The organism is Streptomyces sp. P1-3 (genome assembly GCF_050613155.1).
In the GTDB taxonomy this organism is placed as follows: Bacteria; Actinomycetota; Actinomycetes; order Streptomycetales; family Streptomycetaceae; genus Streptomyces.
On the sequence record NZ_CP192512.1, the window covers coordinates 593586 to 617012 of the forward strand.

Consider the following 23427-nt stretch of genomic DNA (forward strand, 5'->3'; position numbering starts at 1 on the left):
GGCGGCTCCGTCTCGGAGGCGAATGCGGCCACGGTGGCCGTACCTACACCAAGGAGACCCAGCATGACGATCCAGCGGATGGACAACGTCCTCATCGTTGTCGACGACCTTGACGCTGCTATTTCGTTCTTCGTCGAACTTGGTATGAAACTCGAGGGCAAGGCGCCAATCGAGGGACGTTGGGTGGAGCGGGTCATCGGGCTCGACGATGTCCGACTGGACATCGCAATGCTGCGGACCCCGGACGGCCACGGCGGAATCGAGCTGGCGATGTTCCACTCGCCGAAGGCGATCAGCGCCGAGCCGAAGGACGCGCCGGCGAACACCCTGGGCATTCGTCGCATCATGTTCGCCGTCGACGACATCGAGGACGTCGTTGCCCGCCTGCGCACCCACGGCGCCGAACTCGTCGGCGAGCTGGCGCAGTACGAGGACAGCTATCGGCTCTGCTACGTCCGCGGCCCCGAGGGCATCATCGTCGGACTGGCCGAGCAGCTCACCTGAAGGCTGCCGAAGGGACCGTACGCCCAAAGAACCATCCGGGCACCCGCGCCCGGGAGCTGCACCGGGGGCGGGGTGTCCGGCTTGAGGCGCCGGACTCTGCCCGGGTATTGCGCGTCGCCGTCACTGCCGGTCGAGGGCGGCAGCGGCTTGGTTCAGGATGTGCTGCCAGTGTGTCCGCTGCTGTTCGCGCTCTTCGGCGCTCGCCAGGTGCTCTTGGTGGAAGCGGAATATCGTCCGGGCTCCATCGGCGGTGGGGGTGAGGGTGACCTGGACTGTGGTGGTGCCGTGGGTGACGCGAATCCTTTGACCGCGGTGGTAGCCGCGTACCTCGCCCGCCACTCCCGCGGCCGTCCGGTAGGGTGCGCCGCGTTCCGGGATGAGGACCGCGCCGGGGCCGAGCCAGAGGGCGAGCCCTTCGGGGCTGCTGATGAAGTCCCAGACGACGGGCGCGGGGTGAGGCAGCGTGCGGGACACGCCGATCTGCCAGCCGGCGTCCTTGGTGAATCCGGTGGGCATAGCGGTCATCCTTCCTCGGAGTGGCGGGCGCGCAGCGCCCTTACCTTGTGCCGGTTGCCGCAGTGCTCCATGGAGCACCAGCGGCGGCGGCCGGGGCGTGAGGTGTCGACGTAGACGAGGTGGCAGTCTTCGGCGGCGCAGGTGCGGATGCGGTGTGCGAAGGGCCCGGTCAGCAACTCAACCGCGTCCTGGGCGACGGTGGCTGCCAGGTGCGTGCCGCTGGGGGTGCCGGCCCACTGCCGCTTCCCGGTCGGCGTGATAGCGGGTGCCAGGGCTGGACGGGCGGCGGCCTCGTTGATGGTCTCCAGGTCGCCGGGCGGGTGCGGCTCGCCGCGTGTGTGGGCGATGACCACTCGGAACAGTGCGTCGCGCAGCCTTCGTATGTCGGCCACCTCGGCTTCGGAGATCGCCAGTGGGGGCGTCGGTGTCAGCCGCGATCGGTCCGCCCAGGCGGCCAGGTCGGCGGGCTCGTGCAGGACCTCGTAGCGGCGGTAGGGGCCGGGGCCGCCGGTGACCAGCAGTTCCAGGCACAGTGCGCCGGGGTCGAACCGGTAGGCGACGCCGGTATGGGAGTGCAGCGTCAACCCCTTGGTTGCGGAAGGATCCATGTAACCAATATAACTGGTTACATGGCATTGAGTTGGAAGCTGGTCATCGACAGCACGAACGCGTCCGCTCTCGCGGACTTCTGGGCTGCGGCCCTGGAGTACGAGGTGGAGGACCCCAGCGCTCTCATCGAGCAGCTGCTGGCCGCCGGCCGCATCGACGAGGAGGCGGTCAGCGAGCGTCGCGGCCGCAAGACTTTCCGCGGCTACGCCGCGATCCGCCACCCCGAGGACCCGTTCGATCAGGCCAGCGGCGTCGGCCGCGGGCGGAGGCTGCTCTTCCAGGACGTACCCGAGGGCAAGGTGGGCAAGAACCGCCTGCACCTCGACATCCACTGCGAGCGCGGCGGCCTGGACAAGCTGGTGGCTCGGCTGGAAGACCTGGGGGCAACCCGCGTCCGCGAGGTCGACCAGGGGCCCGCCGGGCACTGGTGGATCATGCAGGACCCGGAAGGCAACGAGTTCTGCGCGGCGTAGAGAGAGGAACGCCTACGGAATGGCTCCTTGAGGTGGACGTCGTGCCGGTCACCGATGTCGCGCAAACGGGGCGGGACAGCACGATGCGCTGACCGCTCCCCTGCGTGACCGGCGGTCACCATGTCGCTGGTGTCGGCGGGCAGATCGGCCGTACGGCGTAGCCGCCACACGAGTACGTCATCACGATCAACCGGAACAGCGACTGGGGCGATCACGCACTCGAGGAGGCGGCCCTGGAGGGGGAGTTCTGCCCCTGACCCGGCACCGCGATCACCGCGCGGTCGGGTCGGGGCCATCTCCACCAGCGACCGGTGACGCAGCGGGCCCGCTGCGCCGGGCCCGCTGCGCACCACTTGGCGCCCGCGTCCTCAGGTACCCCAGACGCTCCCCGTCATGACGGCTGCCCCTCAGCCGCCTGGTGGTGCCCCGTGCACCAGGTCGCACCGGATCGGCACGTGTCCACGGCCCGGTCGCCCCCAGGTCGCGGGTGCCGGCGGTCGTCGTACGGCCTCCGGCCCGGGGGCGGACCGGCGGGCCCACGCGCCGTCCCGGTCGGCCGTGGGTCACGATCCACGGTGCTGTTCGAGCAGGCGGGTGCGGAAGAGGTCGAGTACCTGGTCCAGCGCCGCGCGGGTCGGCTGGCCGGGTTCGTCGATCAGGTGCTCGGTCAGCACCGAGTGCGGCGGCATGGCCGCACCGGGGTTCGCGACGGAATCGTCCAGTTCGACGGCGGTGAACGCGTCGCCGAGTTCGCGCCGCAGGAAGGCGAACCGGTCGCCCGGTACCAACCGGTCCCCGCGGAACCGCAACCCCATGACGCGAAGACCGTCGCGTTCGCAGCGGCCCCTTACCGCGGCGAGGTCCGCGGCGGAGATGTCGACACCCGCGGCCCGGCTCGTGGTGAGGGCCAGCGGCAGGGACGGCTGGGACAGAACGGGGGCGAGAAGACGCTCATCGGCGGCCATGGCCAGCGCGAAGCCTCCGGTGAGACACATGCCGACGGCCCCGACCCCGGGGCCCTGGCAACGCTGGTGCTCGTGCGCGGCCAGGGCCCGCAGCCAGGTCACCACGGCTGAGGACTTCCCCGTGGCCAGTAGGGTGAACTCACGGCTCACGCACACCCGCCATATCGACGAGGCCAGGTAGCGCCCGGACTTCAGCCGGCCGTCGACCGCGGGGTCGGCACCACGTCCGGGCGTGCCGAAGAGCACCGGGAGCACGGCGGTGCAGCCGATCGCGGCCACCCGTTCCGCGAACTCCAGCACCTTGGGCGTGATCCCCGGGATCTCCGCCATCACGATCACCGCGGGTCCCGTGCCACGCCGGAGGATCCGGCGGGTGGTGCCGCCATGGGTGAAGGTGTCGCGGTCGAACCCGTTCAGATCGTGATCGGCCATGGATTACCACCGTCCTGGTCCACTGGTCGGATTGTGCTCTCCGGGCCGGGGCGCCTCGCCCCGCACGTGCGATGCAACGCGAGACCGCACAGCGGTCATCCTCGCCCACGCCCGGCGCGTTCACCGCACCCGCCGGCCATCGAGTGGTATGACAACTCATCCGGTCATGGCTGGGAGCTGCGGTTTCGCCTCCTCGACGGCCTGGAGACCAGAACCGAACCAGCACCGAACCAGCACCGGTTGCCGCTCCTGCGGACTCGCGTGCGCGAGGATCGCGGGGCGCCATCAACGCACGCTCGCGGGGGCGCCATGAACGCACGCTCGGAGGATGCGATGCCGACAAGAATCCTGCTCGAGGGACGCCCGGGCATCGGCAAGACGACCGCCGTGCGGCGGCTCGCCTCTCTGCTGCACACCCGTACGCCCGTCGGATTCACGACGGAGGAGATCCGGAAGGGCACCGCCCGAGTGGGTTTCGCGCTGGAGACGCTGGACGGCAGGCGGGCCGTGCTCGCGCATGCCGCCTTCCCGGGCCCGCCGCGCGTCGGCCGGTACGGTGTCGATCTGCGCGTCATGGAGGAACTGGCGCTGTCGGCCATCGCCCCACTGTCGCGGAACCCGGTGCCGGGGGATCTCGCGCTCATCGACGAGCTGGGCCGGATGGAGCTGTCCAGCTCCGCGTTCCGGGAGGCTGTGGAGGAACTGCTCGCAGCCGGCATCGACCTCGTCGCCACCGTGCACGCGCACCACGACCCGTTCACCGACGCCCTCAAGCGGCGCGCCGGCATCGAACTGGTCCAGGTGACGGCGCAGAACCGGGATGCGCTGCCCGGGAAACTGGCGGCTCGGCTGGAGGCGTAAGGGGGAAGTGGCTGGGGCGCAGCCGGGCCGCCCGGCCCCCTGTGCTCGGCCACGCCAGCGGCGTGATCCCGATAATCACAAAAGCCGCCGTTTCTCGCATGGTTCAGAGGCCGGGAGAGTCGTCAACCATTGAGCCAAGTCCCGCATTCGGATACGGATTCTGAGTCCTTGTTACGCGGGGCGCTCTGCGTGTTCTCGTAGCGGTGCGATCTGCGGTGCGCGACCATACGGACGCCGACACCGGAACAGTCACCGGCGTCGTTGTGAGGAAAGGCGAACGCGGGCCGAACGCTCGACACCAGCAAGGCGAACGACGTCAAGAGCAGCAGCCAGCAGAAGGAAGCACCGAGACAGAAAGAAGGACGGACGTGTCCGGCAGCGAAAGCGAGAACCCAGTAATCCCCTCCCCGGCCCCCACGCCGACTCGCCCCAAGACGAACCGGGACTGGTGGCCGAATCAGCTGGACCTTCAAGTTCTCCACCAGCACTCGCCCCGCTCCAATCCGATGGATGAGGACTTCGATTACGCGAAGGAGTTCTCGACCCTCGACCTCGGTGCGCTGAAGCGGGACGTGTTCGAGGTGATGACGACGTCCCAGGACTGGTGGCCTGCCGACTACGGCCACTACGGGCCGCTCTTCATCCGGATGAGTTGGCATGCCGCGGGAACGTACCGCATCGCTGACGGGCGGGGCGGTGGCGGCAGCGGCGCGCAGCGCTTCGCCCCCCTCAACAGCTGGCCGGACAACGCGAGCCTCGACAAGGCGCGCCGTTTGCTCTGGCCGGTCAAGCAGAAGTACGGCCGGAAAATCTCCTGGGCCGACCTTCTCATCTTCGCCGGCAACTGCGCCATGGAATCCATGGGGTTCAAGACGTTCGGGTTCGGCTTCGGACGAGAGGACATCTGGGAACCCGAGGAGATCTTCTGGGGGCTCGAGGACACGTGGCTCGGAGATGAGCGCTACAGCGGCGAAAGAGAGCTCGCCGGTCCTTTCGGTGCCGTGCAGATGGGACTGATCTACGTCAATCCGGAGGGGCCCAACGGCAACCCGGATCCGATGGCTGCCGCCAGGGACATTCGCGAGACGTTCGGGCGTATGGCGATGAATGACGAGGAGACGGTTGCGCTCATCGTCGGCGGCCACACGTTCGGCAAGTGTCACGGTGCGGTCGATCCCTCGTACATCGGTCCGGAACCCGAGGCCGGCCCCATCGAGCAGCAAGGCCTCGGCTGGAGCAACACCTACGGCAGTGGCAAGGGCGCCGACGCGCTCACGAGTGGGCTTGAGGGCGCATGGACCTCCGAGCCGACGAAGTGGGACAACGGGTACCTGGACAACCTGTTCAGGTACGACTGGGAGCTGACGTCGAGCCCCGCCGGTGCGAAGCAGTGGACTCCCACGGATCCATCGGCCGCGGGCACCGTGCCTGATGCTCATGATCCGTCGAAGGGGCACGCTCCCATGATGCTGACGACGGACCTCGCGCTGAAGCTGGATCCGATCTACGGGCCGATCGCGAAGAGCTTCCACAAGAACCCCGACAAGCTCGCGGTGGCGTTCGCCAAGGCGTGGTACAAGCTGTTGCACCGCGACATGGGACCGGTCGCACGTTACCTCGGCCCGTGGATTCCCGAGCCCCAGTTGTGGCAGGACCCAGTCCCCGCGGTCGATCACGAACTGGTCGCGGACGAGGACATCGCCGCCCTCAAGGGCAGGATCCTCGACTCGGGACTGTCCGTCGCCCAGCTGGTCACCACCGCTTGGGCGTCGGCGGCGAGCTTCCGCGGCACCGACAAGCGCGGCGGGGCCAACGGGGCACGGATTCGGCTCGCGCCGCAGAAGGACTGGGAGATCAACGATCTGCCCGAGGTGGCCGAGGTGCTGCGGACCCTTGAGCAGATCCGGCAGGACTTCAACCGCTCACAGACCGGCGTAACAAGAGTTTCACTCGCCGACCTGATCGTCCTGGGCGGGTGCGCGGCCGTCGAGCAGGCCGCGAAGAACGCCGGGCACGACATCACCGTCCCGTTCACCCCGGGGCGCACGGACGCATCGCAGGAGCAGACGGACGTGGAGTCGTTCGCCGTGCTCGAACCCAGGGCGGACGGTTTCCGCAACTACCTCCGGGCGGGAGAGAAGCTTTCGCCGGAGACCCTCCTGCTGGACCGCGCCAACCTGCTGACCCTGACCGCTCCCGAGATGACGGCTCTGATCGGCGGCATGCGGGCTCTGGACACCGGCTTCGGGCGGTCCCCGCACGGCGTCCTCACCCACCGGCCGGAGACACTGACCACCGACTTCTTCGTCAACCTGCTCGACATGGGCACGGAGTGGAAGGCGTCGGCTTCGGCCGAGAACGTGTTCGACGGCCGGGATCGCGCCACGGGCGAGGTCAAGTGGACCGCCACCGCCGTCGACCTCATCTTCGGTTCGCACTCCCAGCTCCGAGCGGTGTCGGAGGTCTACGCGTCCGCGGACGCGGGAGAGAAGTTCGTGCGCGACTTCGTGGCGGCGTGGGACAAGGTGATGAACCTCGATCGGTTCGACCTCCCCTGAGCCCGATGTCCCTGTCGGCCGCTCGTCGGCCGACAGGGACATCCCCGGGATCCGGTACCGAGGCCCGAACGAACGCGGCGCGCCCGACGCGGCCGAGGCCGGCCGGATGCAGCGATGAGCCGATCCGACCGAACAGCCACCACGACTGCCGCCTCAAATGGCCTCCGGTGGCACGGAGTTGAGACGGCCGCTTACGCGGCATCGCCCTTCCGAAGAATTCGATGATGCTCCCTACGGGCCCAGCGCGCCGGACCGGGGTTTCGTTTTGCGCCCGGATTCTCGATAACCGCTCGTGATCGGGGCGACACAATTCCGGGCTCATAGCGCACTGTTATGGGAATCCGGTAGCTTTTGGCACCGCCGCCGCATCCGCATCCTGTCCCCAACACATTCATCGGTTAGGCAACGGAATGTCATGCCCGCATCACTCAGAGCGGGCTCCCCCACGGACGCACACCTCTCCCCCACGGAGGCACACCATGAGATCCCCACTCGCGTCGTGGCGCCCGCGCGTCGCGGTGCCCGTACTCGCCCTGGCCCTGATCGCGTCGGTCGCCCTGCTCATCGGCCCCGTCGACACCGCCCATGGGTCCAACGGAAGCACCTCGGAATGCGCGCTCCAGGGGACGACCGGCTACACCGACGAGGGCCAGCAAACCGACTACAACCGGTTCCAGAAACCGGCGGGCACCAAGCGCGTGGGCGTGATCTACGTGGACTTCCCCGACGCCGTCGGGACCACCAAGCCTCTCGATCGCTATTACAACCAAATATCCGGCGCCGCCGACTGGATGTGGAAGGCATCCAACGGCAAGGTCTGGCTGGACATGCAAGCCCCAAACGGTAACTGGGTGCGCATGCCGAAGAACTCAACCGACTACAACTGGGCGCGCGGGTTCTCCTGGGACACGCACCGGGTATATCTGAAGGACGCGCTCGCCGGCGCCGCCGAGGCAGGCGTCAACATCGCCAATTACGACATGTTCTACATCGTGCCGACCAGCACCGCGGCCGCGATCACCCACACCCCCACCTGGGTCCAGGACCCCGCCAACCCGACCTATGTCTGGAACAAGGCGACGAACGCCTGGGTGACGATCAAGTGGGCGGTGACCTTCGGACAGGACATGTGGCACTGGGGCTACAAGGTCGCCGACCACGAGACCGGCCACACCTTCGGCCTGCCCGACCTCTACGCCTTCAACGGCGAACAGCACCAGTACGTCGGCGGCTGGGACGTCATGGGCAAGGTGAGCGGCCCCGCCCCGCAGTTCCTCGGCTGGCAGGCATGGAAGCTCGGATGGATCACGGACAGCCAGGTCTCGTGTCTGTCCACGGACGGCACGTACTCCACCAACCTGAACGGGGTGGAATACGGGGGCAGCGGCCACAAGCTGGCGGTGATCAAGACCAGCGCCACCACGGCCTACGTCGCCGAGTCCCGCAAGGCCGCCAACAACGACTCAGGCGCCTGCGCCACCGGCGTACTGATCTACAAGGTCGACACCTCGGTCGCCAGCGGCAGTGGACCGGTCCGCGTGGTGAGCAATCCCAAAGCCGCCGCACCCACCGGGAACTGCACCACGCTGGACATGCAGACCTGGAAACCCGGCCAGACATTCCAAGACGACACCGCTCGCATCCGGATCCACGTGAACAGCTCCGACACGTACAACGACACCGTCTGGACCTACAAGTGGTGACCGCATAGCGCGAAATGTCTCTGGGGCCGCCCGCCGGGAGTCGGCGGGCAGCCCCAGCCCGGGAAGTCGGTACGTTCCGGCAGTGGGCGATGGGCTTCGGTGGCTGCGCAGCCGCCGATGGCCGGCCGCGCCGGCGCTCATGGCGCTGCGCCCTGCCGTGCGCTGCCGCTTCCCCTCGTAGCGGCGGACAGTTCCCGCAGGACCCTTACGAAACCCTCCCGGTCCGCGGCCGGAAACCGCGCCAGCAGTTCTTCCTCTCCCCGCTGGATGTCGGCTTGTACGGCGTCGCGCAGCCGTCGCCCTTCGGGCGTGATCGACAGCAGCCGCACCCGCCGGTCGTCCGGATCGGGCCGACGCCGGATCAGCCCCCGTGCGTCCAGGTCGTCGAGGACGGCAATGATGCGCGTCTTGTCCGCCCCGATGGCCTCGGCCAGTGCCGCCTGCGAGCGGATCGGGTTCTCGCCGAGGCGCAGCAGCACCGCGTAGGCCCACATAGCCAGGCCGTGGGTATCGAGGATCGGCTGCTCGGCGGCCATCAGAGCCCGGCCCAGCGGCACGATCATCGCCGCCAGATCCGGACGGCGCTCCCCGCCTTCTGCCCGGTCTCCGCCGCCCGCCGTCCCCGGTGCCTGGCCTCCTCCGTCTGCCGTGCGCTTAGCCATGGCCACGAAAATACCCCTTGACTAACCATACGCATGCGCACATCGTAAGCGCATGCATATAGATTCCGGAGCGAACGCGGCCACGAGTACGCACACGTACGAGCAACGGCAACGCCTGACCGACCTCAAGAAGCTGAACGCCGAAGCCGTAGGCGGCAGCATCGCCGTCGTCCGCCACCTGACCCCCGCGGATCTGCCCCGCCCCACCCCCTGCGCGGCCTGGACCCTGGCGGACCTGCTCGCCCATATGACCGTTCAGCACCGGGGATTCGCGGCGGCAGTCCGCGGCGACGGCCAGGACCTGGCGCACTGGTCGCCGAAGCCGCTCGCTGAGGACCCGGTGGCGGACTACGCCGCCGCGGCCGGCGACGTCCTCGCCGCCTTCGCCGCCGTGACGAACCCGGACCAGGTCTGCACCCTTCCGGAGTTCACGGCGGCCCAGAGATTCCCGGCCGTCCGCGCGATCGGCTTCCACTTCCTCGACTACGTCGTCCACGGCTGGGACGTCGCCCGCACGCTGGGCCTTCCGTACGACCCCGACCCGGAGCTGCTCGAACCCGCCCTGCCGATCGCGCGGGCCGTCCCCACCGGCGACGACCACCGCCTGCCCCCGGGAAGCGCCTTCCGTCCCGCCCTCCCCACCCCGGACGGCACAACGACGCTGGACCGCATTCTGACCCTCCTGGGCCGCTCCCCGTCCTGGACCCCCAGCCCACGCTGAGGTCGTCCCTACACTGAGGTCGTCCTGGATCCCCCGCCGCCCCGACGCGTCAGACCGCCCTGCGGCTGGCTCGACGCCTAGCAGGCATGATCTAGCCCCAGGTGCGCGAGCACAGCACGAGGCGGTAGCCATCCGGGTCAGCGACCGTCACCCCGTACTCGTCCCAGTACGGATTGTGCGCGGGCACCCGGGTTCCACCGGCGGCGACCAGGCGCTCGACGAGGGCGTCGTCCACGGGTTTGCCCAGGTAGACCACGAACAGGTCCTCCACGGTCGGGGTCGGCTCCAGCGGGTGCTCGGGGTCGTGGGTCAGCTCGAAGTGCCAGGACCCGCCGGCAGGGCCGACCATCAGCAGATCGTGCTTGCCCGGCCTCCGCTCGGTGGTCCGCCACTGCACGTCGAGCCCGAGGCCGTCAACGTAGAAGCGTTCCGCAGCGGCGAGGTCCCGTGAGGGCCGGGCCACGCGGACGTGTGTCGTGGAGTCGATCACGCCGAGCCCTCCAGAGCGGCACGCCACACGGGGCTGTCGACGTAGTGGTTGTCGAAGCGTTCCCCGGACTCGGCGATCTCCTTGGGGTCGGCCTCACCGCGCATCACCCGGCTCAGCAGGCGCAGGTAGTCGAACCGGTCCATTCCCGGGGTGAACACGAACAGGACGTCCGCCTCGGCGCCGGGGGCCGCGGCGAAGGCGTGCGGGGTGTGCGGCGGCACCGCCAGGAAGTCGCCCGCGTTCAAGACGGTGACCTCCTCGCCCACCAGCACCCGCAGGGATCCGCTGATCACGAAGAACAGTTCCGTCGCCTTGGTGTGGAAGTGGGCCGGTGCCCCCACCGCTCCCTCTGCGAAGGTGGACCGGTAGCTCGTGAAGCCGCCTCCGGCGCCGTCCGACTCGCCGAGCAGGGTCATCACGCTGCTCGGGTCGGCGCAGGTCTCGGCCTCCGCACTGCGGGTCAGCACCGCCTGCAGGGGCGTCGTGGTCGTGGATCCGGTGGTCATTTCCTCAGTCATGATCATGACTCTACGGCCGGAAGTGACCCGCTGACCAGGTCATTCGAGCACCTGAATCATGGGTCAATCCCCACGCGGTCGTCGGGTTCAGGCCGCGGCCCCGGCCGCCCGCCTCCTGGCGCGGGATGTGGGCGATGCGGGGGTCGCCGCGCCCGGGGCCCTCGTCTGCTCGTCGGCCCGCGCCACCTCCAGCGCGGTCCGCGCGAAGGCCCGCACCGCGCCGGTGCTGTCGCCGGCGCGCCAGACCAGCCCGTAGCCGACTGGGGCGGCGTCGTCGAAGGCGAGGTAGCAGATGCCGGGGCGGGCGTAGTACGTGGCGGTGTGTGCGGCGGTGAGGAACGCGCCCTTGCCGGCGGCGACGAGCATCAGCGCCTCCTGCATGTTGGTGACGCCCGGACCGCGCGCGATGGGGCGGCCGCCTGGGGTGTGCGCGGGGACGTGGTGCTCCAGCCGGTAGTCGGGGAGTTCACCGGCGATCGTCAGCAGCACCACCTCGGCCAGGTCTTCGAGCGAGACCCGCCGGCGGGCGGCGAGCGGATGCCCGGACGCGACGGCCAGCACCCGCTCCTCCGTGAACAGCGCGGGGCCCTCGCCCAGGTCCTCCTCGCGCACCGGGAGCTCGATGAGCTGGACGTCGAACTCGCCCTTGCGCAGCGGTCCGTACGGATCGGACAGCGGCACCTCGCAGATCTCCACGTCGAGCTCCGGGTGGCTCGCGCGCAGCGCCTCGGCCGCCCGCAGCACGATCTCCCCGGCCGGCGGGCTGGAGAAGCCGACGTGCAGCACCCCGCCGCTGCCGCGCGCGGCAGCGGCGGCCCTGGCGAGGGCCGCGTCGATCGCGCGGTGGTGGGGTTCGAGGTCCTCGCGGAGCTGCCGGCCGACGGCGGTGAGGGCGACCCGGCGGCTCGTACGGACGAACAGCGGTGCTCCCACGCGGCGTTCGAGCCGCTGCACGAGCTGGCTCACCCGGGCCCGGGACAGCCGCATGCGCTCGGCCGTGCGGCCGAAGTGCAACTCCTCGGCGAGGATGAGGAAGCACTCCAGTTCGTCGCGCTCCATGGACAACCTCCGCTCCCCGGAAGTCCCCGGATCGGTAAGCCTGCCTGAACGAACATTGCGATCTTCGCTGTTGTTCCCCCTCCCCGGCCGACCGAGGGTGATGGAGCGGGAGACGACCCCGTCCCCCGCCCCCCATCCACCCACGTCACTGAGGAACCGAGGGATCGAGAGATGCAGATGAGCGCGAGAAACTGGGGCGTGTTGTTCGTCCTGTGCGGGGCGATCTTCTTGGAGGGCATCGACGTGGCCATGCTCAACGTGGCCCTGCCGTCGATCCGCGCGGACCTCGGCATGTCCACCGGCGAGTTGCAGTGGGTCATGAGCGCTTACGTCCTGGGCTACGGCGGCTTCATGCTGCTGGGCGGCCGCGCGGCCGACCTCTTCGGGCGCCGCCGGATGTTCGTCTTCTGGCTGTCCGTCTTCGTGCTCTTCTCCGGCCTGGGCGGCTTCGCCACCGAGGGCTGGATGCTGATCGCCGCGCGGTTCGCCACCGGCGTCGCGGCCGCCTTCATGACCCCGGCAGGCCTGTCCATCATCACCACGAGCTTCGCGGAGGGGCCGCAGCGCGACCGGGCCCTGCTCATCTACTCCGGCACCGCGGCCGGCGGTTTCTCCATCGGTCTGGTCGTCGGCGGGCTGCTCACCGCGGCCGACTGGCGCTTGGTGTTCTTCGCACCGGTCGCGCTGTCCGCCGTCCTCCTGGTCGCCGCGCTTGCGCTCGTGCCGAAGTCGCCGCGGGAGGACCGGGCCGGGCAGGGCGTCGACCTGGCGGGCGCGATCACCGTCACCGCGGCCATCGTGCTGCTCGTCCTGGGGGTCGAACGCGCCTCGCACGCGGGCCTCGGCTGGACCGTCGGCACACTGGCCGCCGGCCTCGCCCTCCTCGCCGTCTTCGCTGCCGTCGAGCGCCGCGCCGCCACCCCGCTCGTCCGCCTCGGCATCCTCCGCCGCGGTTCGCTGGTCCGCGCCAACCTCGTCGGGCTTCTCTTCGCCGCCGGCTTCTTCGGCTTCCAGTTCCTGGTGGTGCTCTACCTCCAGGAGCTGCGCGGCTGGTCCACACTCCAGACGAGCTTCGCGATGATCGTCATCGGCGTCGACGCGATCCTGTCGCCCACGCTCACCCCCAGGCTCGTGGGCCGGTTCGGCAACGCCCGGGTGATCTTCGGCGGGCTGCTGCTGGCGGCGCTCTCGTACGGCCTGTTCCTGCCGGTCGGCGCCGACTGGACGTACCCGATGATGCTGCCGAGCCTGATCCTCCTCGGCCTCGGCTTCTCGCTGGCGTACGGACCGCTCACCATCGTCGCCACGGAGGGCGTGGAGGAGTCCGAGCAGGGCCTGGCCGGCGGCCTGCTCTACACCTCCTTCCAGTTCGGCGCCGCGCTCGGCCTCTCCGCCGCCACCGCGGTCAACGTCGCCGCCACGGATTCGAGCAGCCCCGCCGCCCTGCTCGACGGCTACCACGCCGCCCTCGCCGTCCCGCTCTCCACCGCCCTGCTCGCCGTCGCCATCGGCGCGTTCGGGCTGCGGGGCGGTGGCCGCCCGGGCGCGGTGCCGGGGGCCGTGAGCACGGACCGTAGGGACGGCGCGGACCGTACGGACGGGACGGGCCGCACGGACGGGATGGGGCGGATGGACGGCGCGGACCGTACGGAGACCCGCACCGCGATCTGAGGCGCTGCCCTCCGATGCGGCCGACGACCCGATCCCTACCGAGGAGAGACCCCTCATGGCCACCAGGACCCACGACTTCTCCGAGGTCCAGAACACCTTCTTCCACTACATCCGCGAGATCAAGTACGCCACGATGGTCACCGTCGACCGCCGGAACCGCCCGCGGGCGCGGGTGCTGCTCCCGGTCTGGGAGATCGTCGACGGCCGCCCCGTCGGCTGGCTCGCCGCCTACCGGACCCCGGTCAAGACGGCCCACCTCGCGCACAACCCGCACACCACGTACGCGTACTGGAGCCCCCGGCAGAACGCCCTCTTCGTCGACAGCGTCTCCACCTGGGCCGAGGACGAGGAGTCCCGGCGCCACGCCTGGGACCTCTACCTCAGGGGCGGGCCGCCGGGCGTCGGCTACGACCCGGTCCACTACTGGCGCGGCGGCCCGGACGACCCCCAGTACCACGTGATCCGCATCGACCCCTGGCGCGTCCAGCTCGTCCGCAGCACGGACCTGGGCAGCACGATCTGGCGCCGGGACAGCTGAACCCCGACGCCTCGGCCCCGACTCCGGGTCCGGGTCCGGGACGGCCGGGTTTCCGCCTTCAGCCGGTCATATGGCGGTGCCGGACCCGCTGCCGACCGCCCGGGACCGGGTCAACGCCGCCCAGAGCGTGGTCGCCGGCAATCCGGTCGCCTCCGCCCAGCTGGACCGGGCGGAGGCGACGCTGGACGGCGACCTGCCGCGACAGCTCGCCGCCGCAGCGGCATTCGACGCGGCGGGCTGCCGCTACCAATCGGCGCGCACGCTGCCGCTCGCCGGGAACGGCCATGTCGCCGACGGCACGACGGCACTCGCCAGAACGCCTGTTCAGTCGAGGATCGCGGTGGCTTCGACCTCGACCAGGTGGTCGAGTACGTCCAGCGCCGCAACTCCCAGCAGCGTGGCCGGCGGTACCGGGGTGACGCCCAGCTTCGCGGCCGCCCGAGTGATTCCCTCCAAGAGCAGGGGCATCTTGTCGGGGGTCCAGTCGACGACGTAGACGGTCAGCTTCGCCACGTCGTCGAAGCTGCCACCGACCTCGGCCAGGGCCCTGCCGATGTTGAGGTAGCACTGCTCGACTTGCGTGGCGAGGTCGCCTTCGCCGACCGTGACCCCCTCGGCATCCCAGGCGACCTGCCCGGCGATGAAGACCAGCTTCGACCCGCTCGCGATCGACACCTGCCGGTAGGCATCGATCTCCGGCAGTCCGCTGGGGTTCACCAGGGTGATGGCCATGCTGCCTGTCTCCTTGTCCTGAGAGCCCGTGGGCTCGCTTCCCACCGGACTGCGAGGTCTGTGGTCTCTTGTGGTTACTCAAGAACTGTAGGAGAGTGGCCGCTGACCTGGAAGAACGCACTTTTCAGTGACTGGGGAACCTTATGGTGACCAAGCAGTTCAGGGGCTCGCCCAAGGAAGCGGACCTGACGCGCGCGGACTCGTTGGCGCGGGAGATCTTCTCGGACCTCGCCAACAAATGGGCGCTCCTGATCATCGAAGCCCTCGGTGAACGCACCCTGCGCTTCAGCGAGTTGCGCGATGGGATCGAAGGCATCAGCCACAAGATGCTCACCCAGAACCTGCGCATGCTGGAGCGCAACGGCCTGGTCGAACGGACCGTGCACCCCACCGTGCCGCCCCGGGTCGAGTACACCCTGACCGAGCCGGGCCAGGCCCTGCGAGTGACGATCGACGGCATGTGCGACTGGACGCACCGGTACCTCGGTCACATCGAGTCCTCTCGCCGCCACTTCGACTCCTGACGGGTGGACCGCTCGCACGCGAGGTGATGTCCACTCCGGGCCGGGAGGAGCCGGGGCCCGACCGCGATGAGTTCTTGCCGACGGTGAGCAGCACCGAGTCGTGGGCTTCCCGCTGTGGCGAAGGCGCGTCGACGTCAGAGAGGCCGGCCTCGATCTGGACGGCCCCGCCGCCTCGGCGCGCTCGAAGGCATGCCGACCCTCGAGAGGGCCCCTGAGGCGGCGCCCCCTCGGTGTTAGTGTCGGGCCATGTCCAAGGTCGAGATCGACGTGGTGACCTCCGAGTTCTTCGGAGCCTTTGACAATCGGGGCGGCAAGGCTGCCGACGTGGCCCGGATCCGTCGGCTGGTGCTACCGGGTGGCGTGATCGTCAAGACCGGCCCGGAGTTCACGGTCTATACCGTGGACGAGTTCATCGAGCCTCGCCAGCGGCTGCTGACCGATGGTCGGCTGGTCGAGTTCTCCGAGTGGGAGACCTCCGAACGGACAGAGATCGCGGGCGATATCGCGTCGCGGTTCGGCGAGTACCGCAAGTCCGGGATCTTGGACGGTGAGCCGTTCAAGGGAGGCGGGACCAAGACCATCCAGTTCGTCCGCACCCCAGAGGGCTGGCGGATCGCAGCATTCGCCTGGTACGACCAGCCCTGACCGCAGAGGCAGTCGGCTGCGGTTTCGTCAGGTCGGGTTGAACGACGGTCCGGGCGGCCTATCCCTCGTATGAGGTGGGGGAAGTGGTGTAGGGGTCGGGGTGTGGGGTTCGGGCGGTGACCGCGAGCAACTGATCGACCAGGGGGATCAGCGCGTCGGCTTCGTGCAGCAGGAGTCGGCCTGCCGCGGTCGGCGTGACGCCGTGGTGGTGCCGGCGGAAGAGGACCAGGCCGGTGGCCCGTTCGATCCGTTGCAGCCTGTGGCTCAGATTGCCCTGGTTGGCGCCCAGTTCGCGGGCGGCTCCGGCCAGGCTGCCGGTCTCGGCGACAGCTCGCAGGAGGCGCAGGTCGGATATCTCGATCTCCATGGCGTTCAGGTATTCACTGGTCGGTACAGGAGGGGTGGGCGCGTGGGCCTCCGGCCGCGCGCACGTCCATCGCGGTGGGTTGACCGGCCGGTCGGCCCGGTGTCCCGCTCGCCAGCTCTTGATACGCCCGGCCCAGCAGTTCGACCAGCAGCGGGATCTGGGCCGCGAAGTGGCTGTCGCGGCGGAAGGCGACCGCGTGCCGGACCCGCAGCGGCAGGTCGGCGATCTCGCGGCGGACGACTCCTGGCCCCATCGGCCGCATGGCCTGAACGAGCGTCACGCAGCGCTGGTGGCGGATCACATCGCTGCGCGGGCCACTGACCGGGACGTCGTGACTGATGCGCGGGGTGAAGCCGAATCCCCCGCATATGCGGCGCAGTTCTTCATGGCATCTGTCCGGTCCGTACACGGATATCCAGTCCTCCTCAGCGAGATCGGCCATGGTGATGGCCGGGGCGGTGGCCAATGTGTGGTCGGCGGCGAGAGCGAGCAGCACCGGGCTCTCGGCCCAGACGATCTCGGAGACCGGATCACCGTCCTGCTCGGTGGAGGCGCACCGCGTGTCGGCCGGCTCCTCGCTGGTGCATCGGTCGCGCAGTGCCACGTCGACGTCCCCGGTGCGCAGCAGTCCGGCCAGGCTGCGGGAGGAGTCGGCGACGACGATGTGCGGCCGTCCGCCGCCGGGGAGTTGGCGCAGGCAGTGGAGCAGCGGTTCGTGCAGCGCGCTGGTCGCCCAGCACACTCGTACGCCGCTGCGCTGCTTGAGCCGATGGGCGCGGAGTTGCTCACCGAAGCGATCGGCGACCCGGACGATCGACTCGGCATGGTTGATCACCTCCACTCCGAAGGCGGTGGGCCGCACTCCATTGCAGTCCCGTACGAAGAGCGGGCCGCCGAGCAGCTGCTCCAGCCGCCGGACCTGGCGACTGAGCGCCGGCTGAGGGAGGCCGAGCGCCGTCGCGGCGCGGTTGAGGCTTCCCGCGTCGGCAATAGCGCACAGATTACGTAAGTGTCGGAGCTGTAGGTCCATAAGTCAGAAGGTAACCGCGCTTTAGCGGCCGCGGCCAGGCCCGGACAAGGAATCCGAGAAGCTTATCGACGGCGCCACGCGCGTAGCGTTACGGGCGGCTTCCCGCCGTAACACAGAGCCTTCCGGCGGCGACCGCAGCCCGCGGCCGAGGGTATGCGTTCACGGCATAACGGATTGACACTACCCAGAGGCTCCGCCCGCAAGCGACGATCTGAACGATCCGCCGCCGATCCTCTCCCCCACCTTATTGGCCTAGACCAATACGCGAGGACGAAGCCATGTTCGATGTCCAACCCCTCACCCAGAATTGTTGTGCAGCACAGCAAAACGCATCGCACGCCTGCATCGGCGTCAGCCCGTTCAACAGCTACTTCAGCACCAAACGGCTCGTCGCATTGGCGGACTGGGCGTTGTCGGAATTCGACAGCTGCCACTTCTTCGTCCCCGATACGGCCGCGGCCTACACGCTCGAAGCGCTCGGCTATCCGCCGGACCGCGCCCGCCACAAGGCGCAGCGCCAGGGCCAGTACGTGCACAACAAGATCACCACCGCCTTGCGCACACTGTCGGTCGACGACCCCGCCGAACTGATACTCGGCATGGCTCGACTGGAGGAGAACGCCCGCTACCGCGAACTGCTGGATCATGCCCACGGGCTCTGCGCCGACGACCCGCTGTTCCGGCAGGCATGCCTGGACGCCTCGCACTGGGTCCTCGATCGCAAGCTGCCGCCGGACACGCTGCCGACCCAGGAGCAGCTCCGCCTCGCGGTCCGCTACTTCCTTGCCGAGCTACCGCTCTTCGTCGATTCAGGCGGAATCACCGAGAGCGGCCCATCGATGTTCGTCTATCACCATCCCGTGGACTTTCTGGAGCGCTTCTACCGGAATGAGCTGCCCTGGTCACCGGCCCCGGGCCAGGGGTTTCTGGTCGTACGGGAACAGGATCGCGCGGTCTCGCGGTACAGCGCGCGACTGACCAGTGAAGCGAACCGCTGATGGCCGCCGCAGCGCGGCCAGGTGATCCGGATGAGCGGCTCGACGACTACTCGCTCACGCGGGTGCCGGAGGAATCCCGGCATTCCTGGGTCTCCGTCGCCGTCCAGCGATTCGGGCAGGTGTCGTCGTTCCAGCAGTTCATGGTCGGGGCCGTGCTCGGTTTCGGCATGGATTTCACCGACGCGGTCCTGGCGATCACCATCGGATCGGTGATGCTGGAGGTCATCACCATTCTGCTCGGCATCGCCGGTGTCCGGGAGGGGCTGTCCACCTCGGTGCTGGCCCGCTGGTCCGGCTTCGGCCGCAAGGGCTCGGCGCTGGTGGGCCTGCTCATCGCACTGAGCCTGGCCGGCTGGTTCGGCGTACAGAACGGCGTGTTCGCCCAGGGCATGCACGATCTCGCGGGCTGGGCACCGGAATGGATGTGGGCCCTGGTCGGCGGGGGCGTCATCACCGCGATCACCGTGCTGGGCTTCCGGATGATGGCGTGGACCGCCTATCTCACCGTGCCGGCCTTCCTGTTGCTCGCCGCGTTCTCGATAACCGACGCCCTGGCGGACCATTCACTGGCCGACCTGATCAGTTCCGCCCCGCCGGGTCCGGCGATGTCACTGGCCGAGGGCACCACCCTGGTCTCCGGCGCGTTCATTCTCGGCGCGATCATGACGCCCGATATGACGCGGTTCAATCGCCGGCCCTCCGACGTCGTCAAACAGACCGTGATCAGCGTGACGCTCGGGGAGTATCTGATCGGGCTGACCGCGGTGCTGCTCGCGCACGCCGCCCGCACCTCGGACATCGTCGGGATCATCACCTCGTCCTCGGGATTCCTCGGCACCCTGATCCTCGCGACGGCCATCCTCAAGATCAACGACTGGAATCTCTACTCGTCCTCGCTGGGCCTGGTGAACTCCATCGATGTGCTCCTCGGCCGCCGGGTGGGCAGACGGTCGGTCACCCTGCTGATCGGTGTCATCGGAACCGCCTTGTCCGCCATGGGAATCGTCGACGACTTCACCGAATTCCTGGAGACCATCGGCATTCTGGCCCCACCGGTGGCCGGGATCATCATCGCCGAGTACTTCGTGGTGCGGCGGTTCCGCGCCGAACTCGACCGGGCCCGGCTCAGCGGTGTCATGCCCGGTGAGTGCTCCGACTGGATGCCGCTGTCGCTGGTGTGCTGGGCGGCCGGTGCCGGGGTCGGAAAGTACCTGGACCACGGGATCCCGGCCATCAACGCGGTGGTTGTCGCATTCCTGCTCTACGCGGCCATCGGCCGGATCGCCCCCGCGGGTGCCGCGCCCCGGTCCGACGGCCCGGCAGTGCGCCGGGCCAGGCGCCAAACCCCTCTCCGCGACACTGACCTGACGAAATCCGGAGGCTGAAGTGCTACCGCTGGTCAAGAGAGAAGAGCTCGAAGCCGAGATCGAGGCCGGATCAGTGACCGTGGTCGACACCATGCCGGTGGACTACTACGAGCGCGAGCATCTGCCGCACGCGGTGAACATTCCGGGATTCCCGTACGAGGCGGCGTCCCGCTTCACCGATGAACTCGCCCCCACCGTACTTCCCGATCTCTCCACCCCCATCGTCGTGTACTGCGCCAATGTTCCCTGCCGCAACAGCGAACTCGTCGGTGCCCGGCTCGTGGAACTCGGATACACGAATGTCCGCAAGTACCGCGAAGGCATCGAGGACTGGGTGAGCGGTGGCCTGCCGACCGAGAAGTCCCAGGTGTCCCGCGCCGACTGACCCGGCCCGCCGTTCAGCACGTTCCGTTCCCGACGAAAGGACACATCCATGCTCCGCAAACTCTCCGTCGCGGCGGCCGCCGTGACCGTCCTGGCCTGCGGCGCGGCCGTACCCGCCGTCGCCGCGCCGACACCTGCGGCAACCCCCCACGCCGCCACCGCGGCCGAGATCCCCGACTCGGTCGACGTGACCTCGGCCAACTTCGACCAGGTCATGGAATGGTCGAAGACCAAGCCGGTGGTTCTCGACTTCACCGCCGAGTGGTGCGGCGCGTGCCAGGCACAGAAGCCGTATCTCGAGAAGTACAACAAGGAGGACAACGGCAAGTGGGTCTGGGCCCGGGTCGACGTCGACACCAATAAGGAGCTCTCGGACCGCTACAGCATCGAGTACATCCCGACCCTGATCGACATCAAGAACGGTGAGGAAGTGGGCAGCCGTCAGGTCGGTTTCGACGATCCCGAATCGCTGCGCGCCTGGCTGAACAAGCTGTAGCCGCCGCCCTCGGGCGGGACGCCACTCTTCTCTCCATCCCCCACACCTCGGGGCAGGACAGGACGGGCCTGTCCTGCCCCGAGGTCACCGGGCAGAACCGGCTCCCTGATGTGACCTGATGTGACCTGATGTGAAAGGCACCCCCCACACCATGAAGAAGACCCCGTTCCGTGCGACTTCGCGCCGTGCGCGCACCACCACGGTTGCCGTGGCCGTCGCGGCCGCGCTGGCCACGCCCCTTCTGGCCGCCGGTCCGTCCGCGATGGCGGCCGAGCCGCACTCCGCCGGCACCGTGCACATCGTCCAGATACGGGGCGTGGCCGCCTCGGCCGACGAAGTGACCAAAGCGGCGAAGGAGATGACCTCCCAGAACGGCGGCGAGCTGCGGCGGATCTACTACTCGGCCTCGCAGGGCTTCTCCGCGACCCTGACCGATGAGCAGGTGGCGAAGTACCTCAACGACAGCCGGGTGGACTCGGTGACGAAGGACCGCACCTACCGGGTCGCAGGGCGGTTGGGAGCCGCCCCCGACCGCTCCGGCGGCTTCGTCGGTTCCGGTGACGGCCCCTCGGCGCCCGGCTGGGGACTGGACCGTATCGACCAGCGGGAACTGCCGCTGGACGGCGGCTACTCCGCTCCCAACACCGCCTCCGGTGTCCGCGTCTACGTCGTGGACACCGGAGTCCGCACCACCCATGAGGAGTTCGGCGGGCGGGCCCGCACCGCGTACGACGCCATCGCCCAGGGCCCCGGCGAGGACCACGACTGCCATGGTCATGGCACCGCCTCCGCCGCGATCGCGGCCGGAGAACGGTCCGGCGCCGCCAAGCAGGCCGGGATCGAGTCGGTACGGGCGTTCGGCTGTGATGGCACCGGTTCGATGGAGCACGTCATGTCCGCGGTGGACTGGATCACCGCCCACGCCGAACGGCCCGCGGTGGTCAGCCTCGGCTTCTCCGGCGAGCCCGGCACGGTGATCGACCGCCAGCTGTACAACATGACGCGCCTGGGCATCCCCTACACCGCGGCGGCCGGCGGCAGCGCCGACGGGACCGGCGGAGACGCCTGCATGAAGACCCCCGGCAGGCAGACCACCGGGATCACCGTCGCCGCCACCGACCGGCGGGACGGCCGCCCCGCCTGGTCCGGCTACGGGGCCTGCGTGCACCTGTTCGCGCCGGGCGAGGACATCCCCACCGCCGGGGCCGCGAGCGACGACGCGTACGGCAGCCTGTCCGGGACCTCCGCCGCGACCGCCGAGGCGACCGGTGCCGTGGCGATGTACCTGTCCGACCATCCGGACGCCGCCCCCGCCGACATCGACACGGCGCTGATCGAGGCGTCCACGAAGGACCGTGTGCAGGATCCGGGCGCGGGGTCCAAGAATCGTCTGCTGTACGTCGGCCGCGGATCCACCGCCCGGGACTCCCGGTGAGCGCCCTGGTCGCGGGCGACGGTTCCGCGGTCCGGGATGTCGTCGTCATCGGCTCCGGTCCCGCCGGATACACAGCCGCCCTCTACGCCGCCCGCGCGGGCCTGTTCCCCCTGGTCTTCTGCGGCAGCGTCTTCGTCGGCGGCTCGCTGGCCACGACCACCGACGTGGAGAACTTTCCCGGGTTCCCGGAGGGCATCCAGGGCCCGGACCTGATGGACGCGATGCGGGCCCAGGCCGTCCGCTTCGGCGCCCAGATGATCGACGACGACATCGTCGAGGTCGATCTGACAGGTGTCACCAAGCGGCTCACCGACGCCCACGGCCACGCCCACCTGGCGCGGACCGTGATCGTGGCCACCGGATCCGGCTACCGCAAACTGGGGCTGCCGCGCGAGGAGCAGCTGTCCGGCCGCGGGGTGTCCTGGTGCGCCACCTGCGACGGGTTCTTCTTCAAGGGGCAGCACCTGGCCGTGGTCGGCGGCGGGGACACCGCGCTGGAGGAAGCCACCTTCCTCACCCGCTACGCCGAGTCGGTCACCCTCATCCACCGCCGTGACACCCTGCGCGCCTCCAAGGCCATGCAGGCCCGCGCCTTCGCCGATCCGAAGATCTTCTACGCCTTCGACAGCGAGGTGACCGAGCTGAGCGGCGAGGAGCGGCTGAGCGGGGTGACGATCCGCAACACCCGCACCGGGGCCACCTCTCAGCTGGAGGTCACCGGGCTGTTCATCGCGATCGGCCACGATCCGCGCAGCCGGCTGTTCGCCGGGCAACTGGACACCGACGGATACGGCTATCTGCGCGTCGCGGCGCCCTCGACCCGGACCAGGCTGCCCGGGGTGTTCGCCGCCGGCGATGTGGTGGACCGAACCTACCGGCAGGCCGTCACAGCGGCGGGCAGCGGATGCGCGGCGGCCCTGGACGCCGAGCGGTATCTCGCCGCCCTCGCCGATCGCGCTCGCCGCTGCGCCTCGGTACCGGTCGTCGGCTGACGCGAGCCACACCCCGGGGCTGGTGGCCGCGCCGCAGGAAAGTGCCAGGAGTTCCAGGAGCTGTGAGGGCCACCGTGTATCCATACGAGCAGCGGGCACGGCGCTTCCGCCGTCGCGTCGCGGGGCATCACCAACCAGCCGCGGAGCCTGGTGCCGTGGTGCGGCGCTCCCGCGCCT

The 23427-nt window shown here is 69.4% G+C and carries 26 protein-coding genes; 16 read left to right on the forward strand and 10 right to left on the reverse strand.

Annotation, left to right across the window (positions count from 1 at the left end):
* Positions 1-63 precede the first annotated feature (63 nt).
* Complete coding sequence (locus ACQUSR_RS02585) at positions 64-504, forward strand: VOC family protein (RefSeq protein WP_431040871.1); 441 nt, start codon at positions 64-66, stop codon at positions 502-504.
* Positions 505-624: 120 nt separating this feature from the next.
* Here ACQUSR_RS02585 and ACQUSR_RS02590 read toward each other — a convergent pair whose 3' ends face one another.
* A complete protein-coding gene (locus tag ACQUSR_RS02590; protein WP_431040872.1) occupies positions 625-1020 on the reverse strand; it encodes an SRPBCC family protein in 396 nt (131 codons plus the stop codon).
* A gap of 5 nt (positions 1021-1025) precedes the next feature.
* Positions 1026-1628: a CGNR zinc finger domain-containing protein gene (locus tag ACQUSR_RS02595; RefSeq protein ID WP_431040873.1), complete on the reverse strand. Its 603-nt coding sequence runs from the start codon at positions 1626-1628 to the stop codon at positions 1026-1028.
* A gap of 21 nt (positions 1629-1649) precedes the next feature.
* On the opposite strand from ACQUSR_RS02595, the gene ACQUSR_RS02600 reads away from it, so the two are divergent.
* Positions 1650-2102, forward strand: a complete 453-nt coding sequence (locus tag ACQUSR_RS02600; RefSeq protein ID WP_431040874.1) for a VOC family protein — start codon at positions 1650-1652, stop codon at positions 2100-2102.
* Positions 2103-2665: 563 nt separating this feature from the next.
* Here ACQUSR_RS02600 and ACQUSR_RS02605 read toward each other — a convergent pair.
* A complete protein-coding gene (locus tag ACQUSR_RS02605) occupies positions 2666-3499 on the reverse strand; it encodes a dienelactone hydrolase family protein (protein WP_431040875.1) in 834 nt (277 codons plus the stop codon).
* 333 nt (positions 3500-3832) lie between these two features.
* On the opposite strand from ACQUSR_RS02605, the gene ACQUSR_RS02610 reads away from it, so the two are divergent.
* The 3 genes from ACQUSR_RS02610 (at position 3833) to ACQUSR_RS02620 (ending at position 8621) form a co-directional block, all read left to right on the forward strand.
* Complete coding sequence (locus ACQUSR_RS02610) at positions 3833-4360, forward strand: nucleoside-triphosphatase (protein WP_431040876.1); 528 nt, start codon at positions 3833-3835, stop codon at positions 4358-4360.
* Positions 4361-4728: 368 nt separating this feature from the next.
* The gene (gene katG / locus ACQUSR_RS02615; protein WP_431040877.1) at positions 4729-6918 is read left to right on the forward strand and encodes a catalase/peroxidase HPI; all 2190 of its coding nucleotides are present in this window, start codon (positions 4729-4731) and stop codon (positions 6916-6918) included.
* Positions 6919-7397: 479 nt separating this feature from the next.
* A complete protein-coding gene (locus ACQUSR_RS02620) occupies positions 7398-8621 on the forward strand; it encodes a M6 family metalloprotease domain-containing protein (RefSeq protein WP_431040878.1) in 1224 nt (407 codons plus the stop codon).
* Positions 8622-8758: 137 nt separating this feature from the next.
* Here the strand turns inward: ACQUSR_RS02620 and ACQUSR_RS02625 are convergent, their stop codons facing one another.
* Entirely contained in the window at positions 8759-9283 is a 525-nt protein-coding gene (locus ACQUSR_RS02625) for a MarR family winged helix-turn-helix transcriptional regulator (RefSeq protein ID WP_431040879.1), read from the reverse strand.
* 52 nt (positions 9284-9335) lie between these two features.
* On the opposite strand from ACQUSR_RS02625, the gene ACQUSR_RS02630 reads away from it, so the two are divergent.
* A complete protein-coding gene (locus ACQUSR_RS02630; RefSeq protein WP_431040880.1) occupies positions 9336-10004 on the forward strand; it encodes a TIGR03086 family metal-binding protein in 669 nt (222 codons plus the stop codon).
* Positions 10005-10095: 91 nt separating this feature from the next.
* Here the strand turns inward: ACQUSR_RS02630 and ACQUSR_RS02635 are convergent, their stop codons facing one another.
* The 3 genes from ACQUSR_RS02635 to ACQUSR_RS02645 form a co-directional block, all read right to left on the reverse strand.
* On the reverse strand, positions 10096-10494 hold the full coding sequence (locus ACQUSR_RS02635; protein ID WP_431040881.1) for a VOC family protein: 399 nt from the start codon (positions 10492-10494) through the stop codon (positions 10096-10098).
* Complete coding sequence (locus ACQUSR_RS02640) at positions 10491-11012, reverse strand: cupin domain-containing protein (RefSeq protein ID WP_431040882.1); 522 nt, start codon at positions 11010-11012, stop codon at positions 10491-10493. The genes ACQUSR_RS02635 and ACQUSR_RS02640 overlap by 4 nt, the downstream gene beginning before the upstream one ends.
* Positions 11013-11099: 87 nt before the next feature.
* The gene (locus ACQUSR_RS02645) at positions 11100-12071 is read right to left on the reverse strand and encodes a LysR family transcriptional regulator (RefSeq protein WP_431040883.1); all 972 of its coding nucleotides are present in this window, start codon (positions 12069-12071) and stop codon (positions 11100-11102) included.
* Between the two features lie 177 nt (positions 12072-12248).
* Between ACQUSR_RS02645 and ACQUSR_RS02650 the strand changes: the two genes are divergently transcribed.
* Together ACQUSR_RS02650 and ACQUSR_RS02655 are read left to right on the forward strand one after the other, a co-directional pair.
* Positions 12249-13742: an MFS transporter gene (locus ACQUSR_RS02650; protein ID WP_431040884.1), complete on the forward strand. Its 1494-nt coding sequence runs from the start codon at positions 12249-12251 to the stop codon at positions 13740-13742.
* 55 nt (positions 13743-13797) lie between these two features.
* A complete protein-coding gene (locus ACQUSR_RS02655) occupies positions 13798-14280 on the forward strand; it encodes a pyridoxamine 5'-phosphate oxidase family protein (RefSeq protein WP_431040885.1) in 483 nt (160 codons plus the stop codon).
* 324 nt (positions 14281-14604) lie between these two features.
* On the opposite strand, the gene ACQUSR_RS02660 is transcribed toward ACQUSR_RS02655, so the two are convergent.
* On the reverse strand, positions 14605-15012 hold the full coding sequence (locus ACQUSR_RS02660) for a RidA family protein (protein WP_431040886.1): 408 nt from the start codon (positions 15010-15012) through the stop codon (positions 14605-14607).
* 143 nt (positions 15013-15155) lie between these two features.
* Between ACQUSR_RS02660 and ACQUSR_RS02665 the strand changes: the two genes are divergently transcribed.
* A complete protein-coding gene (locus ACQUSR_RS02665; protein ID WP_431040887.1) occupies positions 15156-15536 on the forward strand; it encodes a winged helix-turn-helix transcriptional regulator in 381 nt (126 codons plus the stop codon).
* 246 nt (positions 15537-15782) lie between these two features.
* Positions 15783-16181: a DUF4440 domain-containing protein gene (locus tag ACQUSR_RS02670; protein WP_431040888.1), complete on the forward strand. Its 399-nt coding sequence runs from the start codon at positions 15783-15785 to the stop codon at positions 16179-16181.
* A gap of 58 nt (positions 16182-16239) precedes the next feature.
* On the opposite strand, the gene ACQUSR_RS02675 is transcribed toward ACQUSR_RS02670, so the two are convergent.
* Positions 16240-16548 carry a LysR family transcriptional regulator gene (locus tag ACQUSR_RS02675; protein ID WP_431040889.1) on the reverse strand — a complete coding sequence of 103 codons (309 nt, stop codon included), beginning with the start codon at positions 16546-16548 and terminating at the stop codon, positions 16240-16242.
* Positions 16549-16561: 13 nt separating this feature from the next.
* Complete coding sequence (locus ACQUSR_RS02680) at positions 16562-17578, reverse strand: LysR family transcriptional regulator (protein WP_431040890.1); 1017 nt, start codon at positions 17576-17578, stop codon at positions 16562-16564.
* A gap of 278 nt (positions 17579-17856) precedes the next feature.
* Here ACQUSR_RS02680 and ACQUSR_RS02685 point away from each other — a divergent pair, with 278 nt between their 5' ends.
* The 6 genes from ACQUSR_RS02685 (at position 17857) to trxB (ending at position 23250) form a co-directional block, all read left to right on the forward strand.
* Positions 17857-18576: a tRNA-dependent cyclodipeptide synthase gene (locus tag ACQUSR_RS02685; protein WP_431040891.1), complete on the forward strand. Its 720-nt coding sequence runs from the start codon at positions 17857-17859 to the stop codon at positions 18574-18576.
* Positions 18576-19961, forward strand: coding sequence for a purine-cytosine permease family protein (locus ACQUSR_RS02690; protein ID WP_431040892.1), 1386 nt, complete (start codon positions 18576-18578; stop codon positions 19959-19961). The genes ACQUSR_RS02685 and ACQUSR_RS02690 overlap by 1 nt, the downstream gene beginning before the upstream one ends.
* A gap of 1 nt (position 19962) precedes the next feature.
* Positions 19963-20328, forward strand: a complete 366-nt coding sequence (locus tag ACQUSR_RS02695) for a rhodanese-like domain-containing protein (protein WP_431040893.1) — start codon at positions 19963-19965, stop codon at positions 20326-20328.
* Between the two features lie 48 nt (positions 20329-20376).
* Positions 20377-20823 (forward strand): thioredoxin family protein, encoded by a 447-nt coding sequence (locus ACQUSR_RS02700; RefSeq protein ID WP_431040894.1) that lies wholly within the window; start codon positions 20377-20379, stop codon positions 20821-20823.
* 151 nt (positions 20824-20974) lie between these two features.
* Positions 20975-22258 (forward strand): S8 family peptidase, encoded by a 1284-nt coding sequence (locus tag ACQUSR_RS02705; RefSeq protein WP_431040895.1) that lies wholly within the window; start codon positions 20975-20977, stop codon positions 22256-22258.
* Positions 22255-23250: a thioredoxin-disulfide reductase gene (gene trxB / locus ACQUSR_RS02710; RefSeq protein WP_431040896.1), complete on the forward strand. Its 996-nt coding sequence runs from the start codon at positions 22255-22257 to the stop codon at positions 23248-23250. Before ACQUSR_RS02705 ends, trxB begins: the two co-directional genes overlap by 4 nt.
* The last annotated feature ends 177 nt before the right edge of the window (positions 23251-23427 follow it).

Coding starts and splice junctions, on each gene's coding strand:
- ACQUSR_RS02665 (WP_431040887.1), top strand. CDS start 15,156: ATGGTGACCAAGCAGTTCAGGGGCTCGCCCAAGGAAGCGGACCTGACG.
- ACQUSR_RS02595 (WP_431040873.1), bottom strand. CDS start 1,628: ATGGATCCTTCCGCAACCAAGGGGTTGACGCTGCACTCCCATACCGGC.
- ACQUSR_RS02610 (WP_431040876.1), top strand. CDS start 3,833: ATGCCGACAAGAATCCTGCTCGAGGGACGCCCGGGCATCGGCAAGACG.
- ACQUSR_RS02640 (WP_431040882.1), bottom strand. CDS start 11,012: ATGACTGAGGAAATGACCACCGGATCCACGACCACGACGCCCCTGCAG.
- ACQUSR_RS02585 (WP_431040871.1), top strand. CDS start 64: ATGACGATCCAGCGGATGGACAACGTCCTCATCGTTGTCGACGACCTT.
- ACQUSR_RS02650 (WP_431040884.1), top strand. CDS start 12,249: ATGAGCGCGAGAAACTGGGGCGTGTTGTTCGTCCTGTGCGGGGCGATC.
- ACQUSR_RS02675 (WP_431040889.1), bottom strand. CDS start 16,548: ATGGAGATCGAGATATCCGACCTGCGCCTCCTGCGAGCTGTCGCCGAG.
- ACQUSR_RS02630 (WP_431040880.1), top strand. CDS start 9,336: ATGCATATAGATTCCGGAGCGAACGCGGCCACGAGTACGCACACGTAC.
- ACQUSR_RS02625 (WP_431040879.1), bottom strand. CDS start 9,283: ATGGCTAAGCGCACGGCAGACGGAGGAGGCCAGGCACCGGGGACGGCG.
- ACQUSR_RS02605 (WP_431040875.1), bottom strand. CDS start 3,499: ATGGCCGATCACGATCTGAACGGGTTCGACCGCGACACCTTCACCCAT.
- ACQUSR_RS02660 (WP_431040886.1), bottom strand. CDS start 15,012: ATGGCCATCACCCTGGTGAACCCCAGCGGACTGCCGGAGATCGATGCC.
- ACQUSR_RS02620 (WP_431040878.1), top strand. CDS start 7,398: ATGAGATCCCCACTCGCGTCGTGGCGCCCGCGCGTCGCGGTGCCCGTA.
- ACQUSR_RS02685 (WP_431040891.1), top strand. CDS start 17,857: ATGTTCGATGTCCAACCCCTCACCCAGAATTGTTGTGCAGCACAGCAA.
- ACQUSR_RS02690 (WP_431040892.1), top strand. CDS start 18,576: ATGGCCGCCGCAGCGCGGCCAGGTGATCCGGATGAGCGGCTCGACGAC.
- ACQUSR_RS02705 (WP_431040895.1), top strand. CDS start 20,975: ATGAAGAAGACCCCGTTCCGTGCGACTTCGCGCCGTGCGCGCACCACC.
- ACQUSR_RS02645 (WP_431040883.1), bottom strand. CDS start 12,071: ATGGAGCGCGACGAACTGGAGTGCTTCCTCATCCTCGCCGAGGAGTTG.
- ACQUSR_RS02590 (WP_431040872.1), bottom strand. CDS start 1,020: ATGCCCACCGGATTCACCAAGGACGCCGGCTGGCAGATCGGCGTGTCC.
- ACQUSR_RS02680 (WP_431040890.1), bottom strand. CDS start 17,578: ATGGACCTACAGCTCCGACACTTACGTAATCTGTGCGCTATTGCCGAC.
- ACQUSR_RS02700 (WP_431040894.1), top strand. CDS start 20,377: ATGCTCCGCAAACTCTCCGTCGCGGCGGCCGCCGTGACCGTCCTGGCC.
- ACQUSR_RS02655 (WP_431040885.1), top strand. CDS start 13,798: ATGGCCACCAGGACCCACGACTTCTCCGAGGTCCAGAACACCTTCTTC.
- ACQUSR_RS02600 (WP_431040874.1), top strand. CDS start 1,650: ATGGCATTGAGTTGGAAGCTGGTCATCGACAGCACGAACGCGTCCGCT.
- ACQUSR_RS02670 (WP_431040888.1), top strand. CDS start 15,783: ATGTCCAAGGTCGAGATCGACGTGGTGACCTCCGAGTTCTTCGGAGCC.